Below are 15,984 nucleotides of genomic sequence, written 5' to 3'. Positions count from 1 at the left end.
TAATTGGGTCAACAGGTAAAAGATGAGTAAAATTACTCATTGACAATAGTGCTTTTAGCTTAACTTGTGAGTAATGAGCTACGACTAACCATTGTCGGTCTTGGCGAAGCACTAAACAACCGATTTCTGCTCCCCCATTCGCAAGCGTAATCTGCATCAAAGTGACTAACAGTTTCGCGATCGCTGGTGACGAAAAGTCTTTAGCCATTTGTCTGGAAATTAAAGATCGGCAAGGGGAAGCAGCTTCACTCGGAAGTTTAGGTAACGCTTACCTCTTCCTGGAAGATTACAAACTCGCGATCGCCTACTATGCAAAGTCTTTAGCTATTTGTTTGGAAATCAAATACCCCATTGGTGAAGTTGCTTCTCTCAACAATCTTGGTAACGCTTACCGCCAATTGCAGGAAACAGAGTTAGCAATACAAAAATATCAAGGTTGCCTAGAAATTGCTACCCCCGAAACCATGCCACCCGAATCCTTTACAGCCGGCTATAACCTCGGTAACATTGCTTTGATCAAAGGCGACTGGCAACTCGCCTTAAAAGGATACGAACCCGCCATAAAAGCAGTCGAACAACTCCGCAAAGGTTCAACCACCGACGATCGCCGCCAAAAAATCATTGCAGAAGCTATCTCCGTTTACGCCAACGCCGTCCAATGCTACATCAACCTCAAACAATACGATAAAGCAGTCGAAACGGCAGACGGTTCCCGATCGCGCCACCTCGCCGACTTATTCGCCAGCAAGAACCTCTACCCCCAAGGCGAAATTCCCCCCGAAGTCGAAGAATACTAGCGCCTGCAACAACAAAGCGATCGCTTGCGTATTTCTGAAAATGACAGTACAAAAGCGATCGCCACCACTCGCCAGCAAACCCCCAACGGCGACGCTATCATCGAAAAGATTAAACAATTAGAATCTGAAAAACAGCAAGCTTGGCTAAAAATTCGCGACAAAGACCAAGTTTTGGCGGCTCAATTGCAACCAGCCCCCTCAGTTTTGACCAGATGCAAGCCTTAATTCCCGATGCCGAAACCGCCATCCTCAATTTTTACACCACTGATGAGCATACCCACATTTTCATCTTGCGCCAAAATCAACCAACCCAACTCCACACCTGCGAAGGTCAAGGATATGAAACTTTGCAATATTGGCTATTCAACAACTGGTTAAAGCCTTATAAAGAAAACCGAACCGCATGGCAAAATCAAATGGGTGAATTTCTCCACGAACTCGCCAATCGCCTGCAAATTAATCAACTAATTTCCCAACCTCTCAACGGCATCAAAGAAATGATTATCATCCCTCACCTGTACCTGCATCAAATCCCCTTTGCGGCCTTACCTTTAAACAACATTCCCATTCCCCAAAGCAATACAGCCTCCGACAGAACACGCGGCTTAAAACCTCTCAGCAAACCCACCATCACCCCGGCAAAAACCCCGCCCCAAAAACAACCCGAATACCTCAGCGATAAATTCCGCCTCCGCATCGTTCCCAGTTGCCAAATACTCAACTTTTGCCACCAGCGAGGCAACCTCAAACCTGCGACAATGGGAATCGTCGAAAATGCCACAGGCGACCTCGTTTGCGCTGGCTACGAGTGCGAAACCCTGGCAACCATGCACGAACTTGATAAAAATTCTCGCCTCCAATATCAGCAAGCGACGATCGGCAACTATCAAAATTTATTCAACCAAGTGCAAGTCCTTCATTCCAGCCATCACGCCAGTGCCGATCTGAATAATTCCCTAGAATCAAAACTGCATTTATTTGATGGCGATATCAACCTCGGTCGTGTTTTTACCTGGAGATTTTCCGACTTAGCCGAAGTGTTCCTCTCCTGCTGCGAAACTAATTTAACCTTTACCCAAATTACCGACGACCCGCTCTCCATTGCTAGCGGCTTCCTCTGTGCGGGGGCGCGAAATGTGGTCAGTACCTTGTGGGCTGTGGATGATTTAGCAACCGCTTTATTTTGCATTTTATACTATCAGGAAAAGCAGCATAATAGCCGTTCGGAATCGCTACGAAAAGCACAATTTAAGCTACGAAGCTTGACAGGCGATGAGTTGTCTGCTAAATATAAACGGCAGTTAGAGGATTATTTTGAGCAGCAACAAAAAGGAGAACAACAAGCAGAAATTGTCAAAAATGTGCGATTGCATTTAGATTTGCTTTGTCGCCAAGAATTGCCGTTTGTCAGTCCCTATTATTGGGCAGGATTTGTATCGCAGGGTTTGGCGCAGGAGAAACAGAGGTCAAGAAAATCATCTTTTCACCCAAAAAAATAGCGCCTGAGTTCCCCCAGACGCATAGCATATAATCAACAAATTGTCTACTCTAACTTAACCGTTTAAAGCCTCAGCACCGCCGCAAACTTCCAGGATTTCCTGAGTAATTGCCGCTTGCCGCGCCTTGTTATAAGTCAGCGTCAAACTACCGATCAAATCGCTAGCATTCTCACTAGCATTGTTCATCGCCGTCATCCGCGCAGCCAACTCGCTAGCAGCAGACTCTTGCAAAGCCCGCAGCAATTGGTTGTTCAAATACAAGGGCAAAAGAGCATCCAGAATTTGCGCCGGATCTTGCTCGAAAATCATGTCGCGAGGCAAACTCTTCTTAGTAGGTGCAGAAACCTTTTCGCGCGATACTTGAAACTGCCCGCCTTGCGATGTCAATCGGAAAATTTCATCATCGGGAGTTTCCAAACCTTGGGGATCGAGGGGCAGCAAAGTTTGAATTACCGGACGCGAACTAATTAGCGACACAAACTTGGTGTAAATTAACTCAACTCTGTCCACAGTTCCTGACAGGAATAGCGACAACAATTCGTCCGCAATCATGGCTGCTTCCGGTGCTGTGGGAATTTGTTCCAAGTTAGCGTAAGTAGCATCGATCGGCTGTTCGCGGCGCTGGAAATACTGAGTAGCTTTGCGTCCTACCAACACGTATTTGTAGTCTAAGCCTTCAGCTTTGATTTCCTTAGCGCGATTTTCAGCGTATCTGATGATGTTGCTGTTGTAGCCGCCGCACAAACCCCGATCGCCCGAAACTACCAACAGTCCCACCGATCGCACTTCGCGTTTTTTCAGCAGCGGCAAATCCAGGTTTTCAAACTGCAAGCGTTCCGCCAAACCGTATAATACCTCTGCCAGTCGATCGGCAAAAGGCCGAGTAGCAGTCACCTGTTCTTGAGCGCGGCGCACCTTTGCAGCGGCCACCAAGCGCATTGCTTCTGTAATCTTTTTAGTGTTCTTGACCGACTTAATGCGATCGCGAATAGTTTTCAGATTTGCCATAACTTTCTCCTTACATCCTTGCCCGCATCTTCTTAATTAAAACCGCAGATTAACGCAGAGTAACGCAGATTAACTTCAGATTATCTGCGTTAATCCGCGTTCATCTGCGGTTCAAAATTCCTACTTGTCTACGCAGAAACTAGAAAACTTTGCTTGTATTCAGTGATGCCTTCTTTCAGCAGCTTCTCAGCTTCATCAGTCAAAGCTTTTCCGCCTTGAACAATTTCGCCGTACTTCGGCTTGCTAGTCCGCAAATAGTCGCGCAAACCCACAGTAAACTTGCTGACTTTTTCCACAGGAATGTCATCCATATAGCCGTTAATACCGGCATAGATTACAGCCACTTGTTCGTTCATCGGCAGAGGCGAACTTTGGGGCTGTTTCAACAGTTCCCGCAAGCGCTGACCGCGCGACAATTGATTTTGAGTAGCTTTATCCAAGTCAGAAGCAAACTGAGAAAATGCTGCCAGTTCTTCAAACTGCGCCAATTCCAGTTTCACCTTACCGGCTACTTTTTTCATCGCCTTAGTTTGAGCCGCCGAACCTACCCGCGATACGGAAATACCGGGGTTTACTGCGGGACGCAAACCAGCGTTAAACAAGTCAGAAGAAAGGAAGATTTGACCGTCGGTAATCGAAATTACGTTCGTCGGAATGTAAGCAGAAACGTCACCAGCTTGGGTTTCGATAATTGGCAAAGCAGTCATGCTGCCTTCGCCCAAATCGTCGCTCAATTTAGCAGCGCGTTCTAGCAAGCGAGAGTGCAGGTAAAACACGTCTCCGGGATAAGCTTCGCGACCGGGAGGACGGCGCAGCAACAGAGACATTTGGCGGTAAGCTTGTGCTTGTTTGGAAAGGTCATCGTAAATGACCAAAGTGTGCTTACCTTTGTACATGAAATACTCGGCTAAGCTAGCACCTGTGTAGGGAGCCAAGTATTGCAGGGTTGCGGGGTCGCTAGCGTTGGCTGCTACTACGATCGTGTAGTCCATCGCGCCCTTTTCTTGCAGGACGTTGACGATGTTAGCTACTGTAGAAGCTTTTTGACCGATCGCTACGTAAACGCAGATCACGTTTTCCGATTTTTGGTTAATAATCGTGTCGATCGCGATCGCAGTTTTACCGGTTTGTCTGTCACCGATAATCAGTTCCCGTTGTCCTCTTCCCACCGGAATCATCGCATCAATAGCGGTAATTCCTGTTTGCATCGGTTCGTAAACAGAACGGCGAGAAACAATCCCCGGTGCCGGAGATTCAATCAAGCGAGATTCAGTAGTTTTAATTTCTCCTTTGCCGTCAATCGGACGGGCCAAAGCATCAACTACCCGTCCCAACATTGCTTCACCAACGGGGACTTCAGCAATTCTGCCAGTAGCAGTAACTGCCGAACCTTCTTGAATGCCGAGGCCTTGGCCCATCAACACTGCACCCACGTTATCTTGTTCGAGGTTCAGTGCAATACCCACGGTGCCGTCGGCAAATTCTAGCAATTCCCCAGACATGGCTTTATCCAAGCCATAAATCCGGGCAATGCCGTCGCCTACTTGCAGAACAGTACCGACGTTAGAGACTTTTACATCTTGGTCGTACTGTTCAATTTGCTGGCGAATAATGCTGCTAATTTCGTCAGGTCTGATTGCTGCCATGTCAGTTGTTTTTTGTCAGTTGTTTGTTGTCAGTTGTCAGTTATCAGTTGTTCAAAACTACCAACCGTTAACTGCTAATTAAATTAGCTAATAGTCATCAGCTATTAACTCTCAGGAATTCAAGCGAATTCCTAGACGGCGCAATTGTCCCCGCAGGCTGGCATCAATTACTTGAGAGCCTACTTTGATTACCACACCGCCGATTAAATCTGCGTCTATTTTGGTTTCAATTTCTACGCTTCTAGCGCTGGTCATCGCCTGCACTTTTTCGCGAACAGTCTGCTGTTGAGCGTCTGAAAGCGGGACTGCCGATGTAACTTCAGCCAATACTGTTTGGTTTAGTTCTCGGAGCCTTGCCAAGTATTGTTTGCCAATTCCTTCTAAAAAAAGAATTCTTCCTTTGTCTACTAATAGCTTCAGAAAGCTGTGCATCAAGGGGCTCATTTCTTCACCCGCTATTTGCTGAATCACGGCTTTTTTAGCATCCGGTTTTATCAGCGGATTGGCTAAAAATTGACGCAAGTCTTCTGAACCTTCTAGCAGGCTCAGCAAGGAACGAATGTCTTCGCCGAACTTCTCTGAGAGATTGTTGGACTGAGCCAGTGACATCAAGGCAGATGCGTAAGGCTGTAAGACTTCTGTGCTGACTGTACTCACGTTTTAGCCTCCCAGTAACGCAATGCTGCGATCGATTAATTGGTGTTGAGCGCTGTCGTCCAAGCTAGTTTTTAGCTGGCTTTCCACCTTTGCTAATGCCAGAGATACAACCGCCGATCGCAGTTGGGCGATCGCTCTTTCCCGCTCCGCTTCCAACTCTTGACCTGCTGTTGCTCTCATGCGTTCAACGTCTTGCGCTGCCTGAGCTAGAATTGCTTCTTTTGCTTTCTTGGCAGTTTCTTCAGCAGCGGCACGAATTCGTTCGGCTTCTGCTTGCGCTTGAGTCAATTTTTGCTGTTGCTCTGCTAGAGCTGCTGCTGCATCTTTTTGGCGTTTTTCTGCTTCTTGAATCGCCTCTTGGATGGCCGAACGCCTCTCTGTCAGGATTTTACCTACAAATCCGCGCCCGAAATAAAACAGCACTGCAATAATAATGACCAGGTTAATCAGGTTGGTTTCTAAAATATCGAAATTTAAACCGAAACCACCTTCGCCGCTAGCTTCTGTGGCTAGCAATAAAACAGTCCCCATGATACTCTTCCATAATTGCGCGTGCAGATTGGGTGAAGCGATTTTAGATTTGAGATTCCATCAAAAATCTAAAACTCTTCGGTCTCGCTATTTGGCCAACGACTGCCCTAATAGCTTTTCGAGAATTTGGCCGCTGAGCGCGTCTACTTGTTGTTCTAGTGAGCGCATTGCTTCTTGCTTTTGCTGCTCTATTTCTTGCCCAGCCTTTTCTCGCGCGACTTGAGCTTCTTGTTGAGCCTCAGCTACTTTTGCTGCCCCAATTTTTTGGGCATCAGCTTGAGCAGCAGCAATTACTGATTGAGACTGTTTGCGAGTTTCTCCCAGTTTTTGCTCGTACTGCTGCGCTAGTTGCTGAGCTTTTGCCAAGCGTTCTTGAGCGGAGACTTGAGTGTTGCGAATGTAATCGGCGCGATCGTCAATTGACTTGCTGAGCGGCTTGTAAAAAATTACATTCAAGACTGCGACTAGAATTAAAAACTGCACCGCCATCAGAGGCAGCGTAGCATCTATATCAAACAGTCCCCCTTCCTTAGCCGCTTCTTCAACTGCTAGTAATACTGTCCAGTGCATCATGATTTTTTGACGGCTTCCATCTAATTCGCTTAATCGATTTTAGATTTGAGATTTTGGATTAGAATCGCCAAAACCTCAAATCTAAAATTTTCAATTATTATGCGAAGGGGTTGGCAAACAGCAGCACTAGGGCTACGACCAAACCGTAAATTGTGAGCGCTTCCATGAACGCCAAACTCAACAGCAAGGTGCCGCGAATTTTACCTTCTGCTTCCGGCTGACGAGCAATCCCTTCTACAGCCTGACCTGCTGCATTTCCTTGACCAATGCCAGGGCCGATTGCGGCTAAACCTACTGCCAAAGCGGCGGCAATTACGGAAGCGGCAGCAACTGTTGAGTCCATGATGATTTTCCTTATCTAAAGTACAAAATTGAGAACAGATAGTCTACAGAATTGTCCGATTTAACGGGAGGAAGTTTGAGTTCAGAAATTTTCTTTTTCCTCCTTCATTCTTCGCCGTTTATCGTTAGTTAATCGTGGTGTTCTTCGCCGTGACCGCCTTCTAGAGCTTCACCAATGTAGGCGGCGGCTAAGGTAGCAAAAATCAAAGCTTGAATTGCACTCGTAAATAGTCCCAGAACCATCACTGGCAGAGGAACAAATAAAGGCACTAGCAACACTAGCACTCCGACCACCAATTCGTCCGCAAGAATGTTGCCAAACAAACGGAAACTTAGGGACAGAGGCTTAGTGAAATCTTCTATGATTTTGAACGGCAACATGAAAGGCACCGGTTCAACATAGTGGGCGAAATACCCCAAGCCGCTTTTGCTGAGACCTGCATAAAAATATGCTAGAGAAGTCAGCAGTGCAAATGCTACCGTCGTGTTGATGTCAGCGGTAGGAGCTCCCAATTCGCCTGATGGCAGCTTAATCAGCTTCCAAGGAATTAGAGCGCCAGACCAGTTTGACACAAAGATGAACAGAAATAATGTACCAATAAACGGTACCCAAGGGCGATATTCTTTTTCCCCAATTTGGTTTTTAGCCAAGTCCCGAATAAATTCCAGCGCATACTCCATAAAATTTTGCATTCCGCTGGGAATTCGCTGGATTTTGCTGGTTCCTAAAATCGAAACTACGACTAAAACAGCAATTACAAACCACGAGGTTAGAAAAACCTGTCCATGAACTTTCAGATTGCCGAGTTGCCAGTACAACTGCTGGCCAACTTCCAATTTGGCGAGGGGGAAACGATTAAAGGTGTTTAGAACGTCAAGCATTGCCATTCAACGGGCTTCCCCATACAAATCGATGAGTTGAGTTTTGCTCTTCTTACCTGACTTACCTGTAATCTAGTGCTAATGCACTTCGGATCACGTAAACCATCAGCGCAGCTTTGTAAGTCAGAAATCCCAAAAATATCGGTAAAATCTGTAGCTGATTCCACTGTGTTCCTACTATCATCACCGCGAAAAACAAACCGAGCCTTGTCTTGCTGATGCGTTGATTTTGGCTGCCGATTCGTTCAACGTCTCTAGCCAACATCTTTAAGTAAACCACACCTGTGACCGCCCCAAGCAAATAATTCAGGGCAATGTTGAGGGAGTAAAAAATCCAAACGGAGATAAAAATAATCGCCGTAAAAGCAAGGGTGTACGCCAACAACTCTTGTTGGAGGCGATAAAAGTCTTGCATAGGATTGCTAGTCTCGGACGAGACTGTCGAGACTGTCGAGACTGTGCCAGCTTGAGGAATATCCTCGGTTGCTGGTGTGGGTTCGGTGGGTGTGTTTTGCGTGTTCACGAAGCTCAGAAACTAATGCAGGTAGCAGGCGAGTGCTTTGCAAACTCAGAAAAATAATACCACGCTGCGGTAACAATACTTAAAATAAAATTAATGATTTTTTAGGTTTTGGTGTCGAAGGAGTCAGAAACTTTTTTTTACTGGATTCCTAGGAAGAGCCTGGGAACAGATGTCCAGAGGAAGAACCCCCCGTGGCGAAGGATAAATTGGAGACTCTTCTTTACGTACCTGCGTTACCAGGCAGAACCGACTGAACGCATCATAATTTTTAGTCGGCGGCCGACGACTTTCAGTATTTCAGAAAACTACTTCACCGCATTCAGCTTGAGGATTGGTATAAATGATAACAGTTAAAAGTCCCCATTCAAGGTGGTAAAGTTGGCGGCGCTTAAAGCAGCAGGTTGGACTCCGGTAACCAGCCCTAAAATTTGTCCGGTAGCAAGAATCCGAATCGCTGTATTGCTACCCGAAGTATCTAAGGCAATGCCTGCAAATGCTAGCCCGTTGGTGAGGGCGATCGCATCTTGACCCGCCGTAAAATCCGCAATAACATCGGCTTCAGATACATTGGAGGCCGCTGCATTCACCCGCAGTACAAACAGATCGTTTCCAGCTTCACCCGTCAGAATGTCTCTGCCGAAGTCACCTACCAATTGGTCGTTACCTTCTCCTCCATTGAGCACATCGTTGTTTTGTCCGCCACGTATGAGGTCGTCACCCGCACCGCCAGAGAGCGTATCATTACCGAGGTTTCCAGCGATCGTGTCATTGCCGGCGTTGCCCTCGATGCGATCATTATCGCGACCACCCCAGAGCGTATCGTTGCCGTCGCCTCCCAGTATAGTATCGTTGCCGGCATTGCCATTTACCCGATCGACCGATGGCGAGCCTTGGATCAAGTCGTTACCATCTAAACCTTGAACCAATAGATTGCCGACTAGAGCTGGATCGATGGTAAAGTTATCGGCATTGGTGGAGAGGTTGAAGAAAAGGCCATTGAGGCCCAAGGGGGAAGGAGAAATGGTTCCAGGTGTGAAACCATATTGAAGATGATCGACTTCCCAGTTATTTTTACCGGGCATCGACAATCGAATTGATGAGATCCCGTTTTGATTGACCACTCCTAAGAATCTATCTTCTGAGGTTGTACGCGAAATACTCTCATCACCCAGCGAAAAGGGACCGATAACCCCCAGAGATTCTCCCGATGGCCCAAACGCCTCAAATAACGTGTTATTTAGCAGGTCGCCAGACAGGGGTGTGCCGCCACCATTTCTGCCAATATCCGTCCAGACAATTCCAGCATGGGTTGGTAATTGACCCCCAAGTGCATTAGCGGAAAAGTTGAAGGTAAAGCTGCTAGTCCTTAAATTCGAGAATAAGCTGGTGCTGTTTCCTCTGGCCTGACCATCAATAACACCGTCATCGCCGTCCACCGAGTCACTGAAGGTTGTTGCAATATTTGTTGTGGCAAACTCAGGAACAGTAACACCCGGTGTATCTAAAGCGCCGTCTTCAAAGTCTTCCAAATAAAAGTAAGTGAACCTAACTGGGCTAAATGGGCTGATGGCACTTCCTGCTGATGGATTGTTGAAAGCTGAGTAGGGCAGTGGATCAAAAAACTGAGGATTGTTAGACATGGTGTCTTGAAAGTAAATGCTACTTAAAAGTTATATTCTCGCTGAAAATGAGGCGATATGGTAAAGAAATCGCTCCCAACCAACAACCTACATTGAGTGATTGCTCGCGCTGGCTACAAACTTTTTACCATATACTTATTCAATAACTTTAAACTCTCGAACAGCCGGGAGAAAGTTTTTATTCTCGTGGCTCGATCGACTAAGCTTAATCAAAGCAAATCGCTGTAGAGGCTGCAAACTCGCCCACTGGGCCAAAGAAATTGTCACGCCGAGCTCTTGCGCTTTTGCAGAAACAGACTCCGGTACAGTTGCAGCATCCATCCACGGGGGATTTTCATCAACCGCCAAATCTGTTCCCGGTTTGCCTGTCTGTTGAATTAATATTTGATTTAGCTTTTCTCGGTAATCAATAATTTCTGCTGGTGTCAAGCAAGGTTTCTCTACAAGCATTTGACGTTCTGCTTGGTTAAAATGATTCCAATCCTGCAACTTTAATTTAATGCCGCAAGTATCTAACTTGAGACGTACTTGCATGGGGATACAGCGCAGAGCTTCCACAAAATCAGCTTCAAATTCAAAAAACATATATTTAGCAAGTTTATTTTAGTTGTGAATGATATTTTTTTATTAACCGCAGAGGGCGCAGAGGGCGCCCAGGAAGAGAGGAGGGGGAAGGTGAAAAGAAATTGATGCAGGTTGATTGCTCTCTATCAATAATTGCAGAAAATCGAGTCAGCATTTATAATTAAATAATATTACAAACTATTGACATGGATACCGTAGACTACCTTCGGATTAGCTTGATAGACCGCTGCAACTTCCGCTGTCTCTACTGTATGCCGGAAGGTAGCGAGTTGGACTATGTATTGCAGCAACAGTTGTTAACTCACTCGGAATTGCTCACTCTGTTGCGGGAAGTTTTTATACCCGTGGGATTTACGAAGTTTCGGTTGACGGGTGGGGAACCGCTGCTGCGGCCTGGGGCGGTGGAATTGGTAAGGTCGATCGCCTCGATGCCCCAAACGCGAGATTTGTCAATGACAACTAATGGCTTTTTGCTGGCGGGAATGGCGGAAAATCTCTACAATGCTGGTTTGCGCCGGATTAATATTAGTTTGGATTCCTTGGAACCGGAGACTTTTGATAAGATAATTGGTAGTCGGGGACGATCGCGGTGGACGCAGGTTTGGGAGGGAATTCAAGCGGCTTATCAAGCTGGATTCGACCCGCTGAAACTGAATGTTGTGGTAATTCCCGGTGTGAATGACAGCGAAATATTGGATTTGGCTGCATTAACTATTAACCGCAGTTGGCACGTTCGATTTATTGAGTTTATGCCGATCGGCAATGGGGATTTATTTGGCGATAAAGGTTGGGTAGCTTCGGCAGAATTGCGGCAACAAATTAGCGACAAATACGGGTTAGCCGAGTCGGGTGTTCGCGGAAATGGGCCGGCGGATGTGTTTCAAATTCCGGGGGCGAAAGGCACTTTAGGATTTATTAGCCAAATGTCCGAGTGTTTTTGCGATCGCTGCAACCGGATGCGTTTGTCTGCTGACGGGTGGCTGCGGCCTTGTCTGCTGAACGAAACGGGTCAAATTGACTTAAAAACTGCTCTCCGCAGCGGGACTCCTACAAGCGAATTGCGCGATCGAGTGCGGCACATATTAGAGATTAAACCGGAGATTAATTTCAAGCAGCGAGATTCGGGAACTACTCAAGGAAATTACAGCCGCACTATGTCTCAAATCGGTGGCTAATTATCTATTATCAGGGATAAGTCAGTCTGGAGAAACGCCCTCGCCTTGCGCGCGGATCGATCATAAGCTGGCGTTACCTGTCCTAGGTCGCAGGACTTCGACATTCAACTCTAGTTTCTCTCCTAGCCACAAAGAATGTTTCGTATGGTCTGCCACATCGTCGCCTGTTTCAGGGTGAATGAGAATATCGAGCCCCTCACGATTCAGCATTAACCAGGGAACCACTTTGCCAAACTGGTCTGGTAAAAATGCAACTTGATACATTGCTTGCGGGTGGGGGCCAATGGGTTTGTCATGCCAACGCCCAAGCTGCACCTCAAACTGAGTCAATCCTTCTCGTACACGCGCTGCGGCATCGCGATTATCAGCGTCGAAGTAAATATGTCCATGAAAACCAACGATGTTAATGGTGTGTTCTTTCATCATTTTCAGTGGATTATTGAGCAGAGATAAACAACTTTATATTAGCTTAACTTGCTGGATGTTTTATTCACTCCTGTAAACTCCTTAAGTTGATATCTCCTCAGTCTTTTCTTTTTGGGTTTCATGCTAGGACAATACCAGTATACTCTCTGCTTCTCTATCTCCAAACTGACTAATGATGTCGATTTCATATTGTAGCATTTGAACAATTTTAGATGTTGAGCAATTGCCAACACGGAGATAAATAAATTTGGGAGGATGACCGTAAAGTAAACTCCGTTGATGAAAGTCAGAATCTTTGGAAACAATCACAAAATCATTAACCTTTGCATATTCCCAAATTTCTGCATCATCAGTATTTGTCAGTCCTAGGGTCTTGACATGAGCAGAATCGGGATACAAACCGATAATTCTCTGAAGAATTCGGTCTGAGAGGTTTTCGTCCAACAGTAGTTTCACAGGGATGCCACAAATAACTTTTTTTCACGATCCGCGGCAAAAGCAAGGCAGGCTTTGATGTCTGCCGAAGTTAATTCTGAAAAATCTTCCAGAATTTCTGCTTCCGTCATGCCACTGGCGAGATATTCTAAGATGTCGTAGACGGTGATTCGCATTCCCCGAATACATGGTTTGCCACTGCGTTTTCCCGGTTCAATTGTGATGATGTCGTGGTAGTCCATAAAGCAATATTTTGTACTAATAAGCGTAATTATAGTTGCAAATAATCCTGGTTGGTTTAGGTCAGGATTTCAGGTTTGAGCAAGTAGTGAGAAAAAAAGAACCCTGACGTTGAAAGTAGCCAAGGCGGATCAGTTTTCTCATGGTCTGCGGCAAAAGCAAGACAGGCTTTGATGTCTGCCGAAGTTAGTAGGGTTTTCCACCAATAAGACTCCAAAATTGGCGGTAGTCCGATCGACACGGGGCCATCACCCCGACACCACAAGCAAGGCTACAAAATGCACCATCTGGCGGGGTTTAGAGGGTTTGGGGATGATTACCACCTTTGGCAGTGGCAAGCGCGTCACAAGCGCATAACTCGCGGGTCTAGTGCGGGTCTAGCGGTGGCGGTCGGAGTGTCGGTCGGAGCGATCGGATTGGAGCGGTGGCGGTCTAGCTTTTTTGCGTCACACTCGCGACTGATAACCCACAGCTTTTTTAAAAACTGGGAGGGTGTGGGAGAGATGAGGTGACAGAGCGGTGAGAGCGCGGTTGAAAATCCGTACAGATTCACAGTTGCTAATCTTTTATGTAAAGAGCTATCATTATTACGCTCTTTCAAAAATTAAAATAATATGCCTTTTCAATCACCAGGCATCTATATTCTTTTAGCTGCTTTATTGTCGAGCGTTTCGTTATTAATTAATAATTGGGTTAACCATAGATTCCAATTGAAGCGAGAAAATCAACAAAGTATTAGGCAAGAAGAAAGTGATCGACAGAAATGGTATCGCGAAAAGATTTTTGATTGTTATAGGACATCGATTCATGTTTTGACAAAATTAATACAAAAATACTTTGAATATGAGGTTAATTTAAGTTTTAACAAAGTTATTACTCAAGACCAAATTGACCTAGAAAAATTATGCTTAGAATTCCATTCGGAATTCAGCATAGTAGTAGCTGGTTATCCAGATAAAGACTCTGAAGAATTTAAAGAAGCATTAAGAAAAATTATTGAAAATCTCAGGAATAACCCTTTGGCTGTGCGGACTCTGGTTACTGAACTTATGGAAAATGATACCAGAATAAAAGGTATAAATAACTAGAAACTTGATGAATCTGTAACGGTGACAGGGCTTAGGCGGGGAAATGTCGCTTTCCAACAAGCTAAATTCTGGTCACAATGAAATAAATGTTACTGAGAGGTAAACGACATGAGCCGAGAGGAAGCAGTGCGACGAATTGAGCAGGTTGCTGATGAAAATTTGACTAAATTAAATTTATTGGGTTTGCAGTTGCAAGAAGTACCACCGGAAATTGTCAAGTGTATGCACCTGAAAAGCCTTTATCTGGGTGACAATCAGATTACCTCCATCCCAGAGTGGCTGGGGCAACTGTCGAGTTTGACAGAGCTTTATCTTTATAACAATCCAATTACCACTATTCCAGACGCGCTGGGGCAACTGTCCAATCTGAAATGCCTTTACCTAGGTGACAATCAGATTACCTCCATCCCAGAGTGGCTGGGGCAACTGTCGAGTTTGACAGAGCTTCATTCTTATAACAATCCAATTATCAATATTCCAGACGCACTGGGGCAACTGTCTAATCTGAAATTGCTTTTCTTCGGTAACAATCAGATTACCTCCATCCCAGAAGCGCTCAGCCAATTGTCCAATCTGAAACACCTTTACCTCAGTGGCAACCAGATTACCTTCATCCCAGAGGCGCTCAGCCAATTGTCCAATCTGGAACACCTTGACTTCAGTAACAATCAGATTACCTCTATTTCAGAAGGGCTCAGCCAATTGTCCAATCTGGAACACCTCCACCTGAGTAACAATCAGATTACTTCCATTCCAGAGGCGGTTGGGCAACTGTCTACTCTGATATGGCTTAACCTCAGTGGCAACCAGATTACTTCCATCCCAGAAGCGCTCAGCCAATTGTCCAATTTGAAAGGTCTTGACCTGAGTAACAATCAGATTACCTCTATCCCAGAGGCGATGGGGCAATTGTCGAATCTGATAGAGCTTCACCTGAGTAACAATCAGATTACCTCCATCCCAGAGACGCTCGGACAACTGTCTAATCTAATGTGGCTTTACCTCGGTAACAATCAGATTACCTCCATCCCAGAAGCACTCAGCCAATTGTCTAATTTGAAACGGCTTAAGCTCCCTAATAATCAGATTACCTCCATCCCAGAGGCGCTCGGACAACTGTCTAATCTGATATGGCTTTACCTCAGTAACAATCACATTACCTCCATCCCAGAGGCGGTCGGGCAATTGTCCAATTTGAAACGGCTTAACCTCCTTAATAATCAGATTACTGAAATCCCGGAGGCAATTCACATCATGAAAAATTTGGAAAGACTAGATTTGCGAGGTAATCCGGTGCTACCCGATCTAGATACTGAGCGTCAAAAAATTGAATCTGAGGGATATTTTGATGCTGAAACTCTTCAAGATGCCAGACGACGGATAACTGCTTCTATTGTACAGCGACAGGGACAGCCTAAATTTCGACGTAAGTTGTTAACTGCCTACGCTGGTCGATGCCCAATAACTGATTGTGATGTAGAGTCAGCTATCGAGGCAGCTCATATAATTCCATATCAAGGTACTCAAACCAATCATTTAACCAATGGTTTACCGCTCAGGGCTGACATACACACTTTGTTCGATTTGCATCTATTATCAATCCGACCCGATACCAATGAAGTGGTGATTGCCCCTGAACTCGTCGGTACTTGTTACCAAAATTTGGCTGAGCGGAAACTGACTTTACCACAGGATCTAAAAACAGCACCAAATCAAAATGCTCTCAGCAAGCATCATGAAATTTTTCTCAGTAAATGCAAAAAGAGTCAGCTACAACGGTGATAAGGTCTAGATGGGGAAAATTGACAATCCCCGCCTAGGTTTTTTTATAGATGTTTCAGCCTCTAAATTAGGAAATGCTCTTAAGCTGTTCGACATCTAAACTGCATTAACTAAGTTACCTTTATTTTTTATTTTTCGGTTCCATTTTATAATTA

19 protein-coding genes are annotated in these 15,984 nt (G+C 45.5%); 6 read left to right on the top strand and 13 right to left on the bottom strand.

Going from position 1 to position 15,984, the window contains the following annotated elements; all coding sequences use genetic code 11:
• Nucleotides 1–161: 161 nt before the first annotated feature.
• The 3 genes from QUB37_RS28075 to QUB37_RS28065 are packed head-to-tail and all read left to right on the top strand — an operon-like array spanning nucleotide 162 to nucleotide 2,296.
• On the top strand, nucleotides 162–797 hold the full coding sequence (locus tag QUB37_RS28075) for a tetratricopeptide repeat protein (protein ID WP_333168393.1): 636 nt from the start codon (nucleotides 162–164) through the stop codon (nucleotides 795–797).
• 24 nt (nucleotides 798–821) lie between these two features.
• Nucleotides 822–1,022: a hypothetical protein gene (locus QUB37_RS28070; protein WP_333168392.1), complete on the top strand. Its 201-nt coding sequence runs from the start codon at nucleotides 822–824 to the stop codon at nucleotides 1,020–1,022.
• The gene (locus QUB37_RS28065; RefSeq protein WP_333168391.1) at nucleotides 1,010–2,296 is read left to right on the top strand and encodes a CHAT domain-containing protein; all 1,287 of its coding nucleotides are present in this window, start codon (nucleotides 1,010–1,012) and stop codon (nucleotides 2,294–2,296) included. Before QUB37_RS28070 ends, QUB37_RS28065 begins: the two co-directional genes overlap by 13 nt.
• A 54-nt stretch (nucleotides 2,297–2,350) precedes the next feature.
• Here the strand turns inward: QUB37_RS28065 and QUB37_RS28060 are convergent, their stop codons facing one another.
• From QUB37_RS28060 to QUB37_RS28015, 10 genes are all read right to left on the bottom strand, one after another.
• Nucleotides 2,351–3,304, bottom strand: coding sequence for a F0F1 ATP synthase subunit gamma (locus QUB37_RS28060; RefSeq protein ID WP_333168390.1), 954 nt, complete (start codon nucleotides 3,302–3,304; stop codon nucleotides 2,351–2,353).
• 128 nt (nucleotides 3,305–3,432) lie between these two features.
• The gene (gene atpA / locus QUB37_RS28055) at nucleotides 3,433–4,950 is read right to left on the bottom strand and encodes a F0F1 ATP synthase subunit alpha (protein ID WP_333037344.1); all 1,518 of its coding nucleotides are present in this window, start codon (nucleotides 4,948–4,950) and stop codon (nucleotides 3,433–3,435) included.
• A 111-nt stretch (nucleotides 4,951–5,061) separates the two neighbouring features.
• Nucleotides 5,062–5,607, bottom strand: a complete 546-nt coding sequence (atpH, locus tag QUB37_RS28050; protein WP_333168389.1) for an ATP synthase F1 subunit delta — start codon at nucleotides 5,605–5,607, stop codon at nucleotides 5,062–5,064.
• Nucleotides 5,608–5,610: 3 nt separating this feature from the next.
• Nucleotides 5,611–6,138 carry a F0F1 ATP synthase subunit B gene (locus QUB37_RS28045; RefSeq protein WP_190740265.1) on the bottom strand — a complete coding sequence of 176 codons (528 nt, stop codon included), beginning with the start codon at nucleotides 6,136–6,138 and terminating at the stop codon, nucleotides 5,611–5,613.
• Nucleotides 6,139–6,225: 87 nt separating this feature from the next.
• Complete coding sequence (locus tag QUB37_RS28040; RefSeq protein ID WP_006631106.1) at nucleotides 6,226–6,711, bottom strand: F0F1 ATP synthase subunit B'; 486 nt, start codon at nucleotides 6,709–6,711, stop codon at nucleotides 6,226–6,228.
• A 97-nt stretch (nucleotides 6,712–6,808) separates the two neighbouring features.
• A complete protein-coding gene (gene atpE / locus QUB37_RS28035) occupies nucleotides 6,809–7,054 on the bottom strand; it encodes an ATP synthase F0 subunit C (protein WP_242717122.1) in 246 nt (81 codons plus the stop codon).
• 128 nt (nucleotides 7,055–7,182) lie between these two features.
• A complete protein-coding gene (gene atpB, locus QUB37_RS28030) occupies nucleotides 7,183–7,941 on the bottom strand; it encodes a F0F1 ATP synthase subunit A (RefSeq protein ID WP_242717111.1) in 759 nt (252 codons plus the stop codon).
• A gap of 55 nt (nucleotides 7,942–7,996) precedes the next feature.
• The gene (locus QUB37_RS28025) at nucleotides 7,997–8,458 is read right to left on the bottom strand and encodes an ATP synthase subunit I (RefSeq protein ID WP_333168386.1); all 462 of its coding nucleotides are present in this window, start codon (nucleotides 8,456–8,458) and stop codon (nucleotides 7,997–7,999) included.
• A gap of 350 nt (nucleotides 8,459–8,808) precedes the next feature.
• On the bottom strand, nucleotides 8,809–10,098 hold the full coding sequence (locus tag QUB37_RS28020) for a hypothetical protein (RefSeq protein ID WP_333168384.1): 1,290 nt from the start codon (nucleotides 10,096–10,098) through the stop codon (nucleotides 8,809–8,811).
• Between the two features lie 135 nt (nucleotides 10,099–10,233).
• Entirely contained in the window at nucleotides 10,234–10,683 is a 450-nt protein-coding gene (locus QUB37_RS28015) for a nitrate reductase associated protein (protein WP_333168382.1), read from the bottom strand.
• Nucleotides 10,684–10,868: 185 nt separating this feature from the next.
• Between QUB37_RS28015 and moaA the strand changes: the two genes are divergently transcribed.
• A complete protein-coding gene (gene moaA, locus QUB37_RS28010) occupies nucleotides 10,869–11,858 on the top strand; it encodes a GTP 3',8-cyclase MoaA (RefSeq protein ID WP_333168381.1) in 990 nt (329 codons plus the stop codon).
• Between the two features lie 60 nt (nucleotides 11,859–11,918).
• Here the strand turns inward: moaA and QUB37_RS28005 are convergent, their stop codons facing one another.
• The 3 genes from QUB37_RS28005 to QUB37_RS27995 form a co-directional block, all read right to left on the bottom strand.
• Nucleotides 11,919–12,284 carry a DOPA 4,5-dioxygenase family protein gene (locus QUB37_RS28005; RefSeq protein ID WP_333168379.1) on the bottom strand — a complete coding sequence of 122 codons (366 nt, stop codon included), beginning with the start codon at nucleotides 12,282–12,284 and terminating at the stop codon, nucleotides 11,919–11,921.
• 123 nt (nucleotides 12,285–12,407) lie between these two features.
• Nucleotides 12,408–12,740 (bottom strand): DUF5615 family PIN-like protein, encoded by a 333-nt coding sequence (locus tag QUB37_RS28000; RefSeq protein ID WP_333168378.1) that lies wholly within the window; start codon nucleotides 12,738–12,740, stop codon nucleotides 12,408–12,410.
• On the bottom strand, nucleotides 12,737–12,961 hold the full coding sequence (locus QUB37_RS27995; RefSeq protein WP_332981402.1) for a DUF433 domain-containing protein: 225 nt from the start codon (nucleotides 12,959–12,961) through the stop codon (nucleotides 12,737–12,739). The genes QUB37_RS28000 and QUB37_RS27995 overlap by 4 nt, the downstream gene beginning before the upstream one ends.
• A 612-nt stretch (nucleotides 12,962–13,573) precedes the next feature.
• On the opposite strand from QUB37_RS27995, the gene QUB37_RS27990 reads away from it, so the two are divergent.
• Both QUB37_RS27990 and QUB37_RS27985 read left to right on the top strand, forming a co-directional pair.
• On the top strand, nucleotides 13,574–14,047 hold the full coding sequence (locus QUB37_RS27990) for a hypothetical protein (protein WP_333168375.1): 474 nt from the start codon (nucleotides 13,574–13,576) through the stop codon (nucleotides 14,045–14,047).
• Between the two features lie 108 nt (nucleotides 14,048–14,155).
• Nucleotides 14,156–15,829, top strand: coding sequence for a leucine-rich repeat domain-containing protein (locus QUB37_RS27985; protein ID WP_333168374.1), 1,674 nt, complete (start codon nucleotides 14,156–14,158; stop codon nucleotides 15,827–15,829).
• The last annotated feature ends 155 nt before the right edge of the window (nucleotides 15,830–15,984 follow it).

It is taken from the genome of Microcoleus sp. AT3-A2, assembly GCF_036705685.1.
Classification (GTDB): domain Bacteria; phylum Cyanobacteriota; class Cyanobacteriia; order Cyanobacteriales; family Microcoleaceae; genus Microcoleus.
This window is presented reverse-complemented; position numbering and strand designations above follow the sequence as displayed.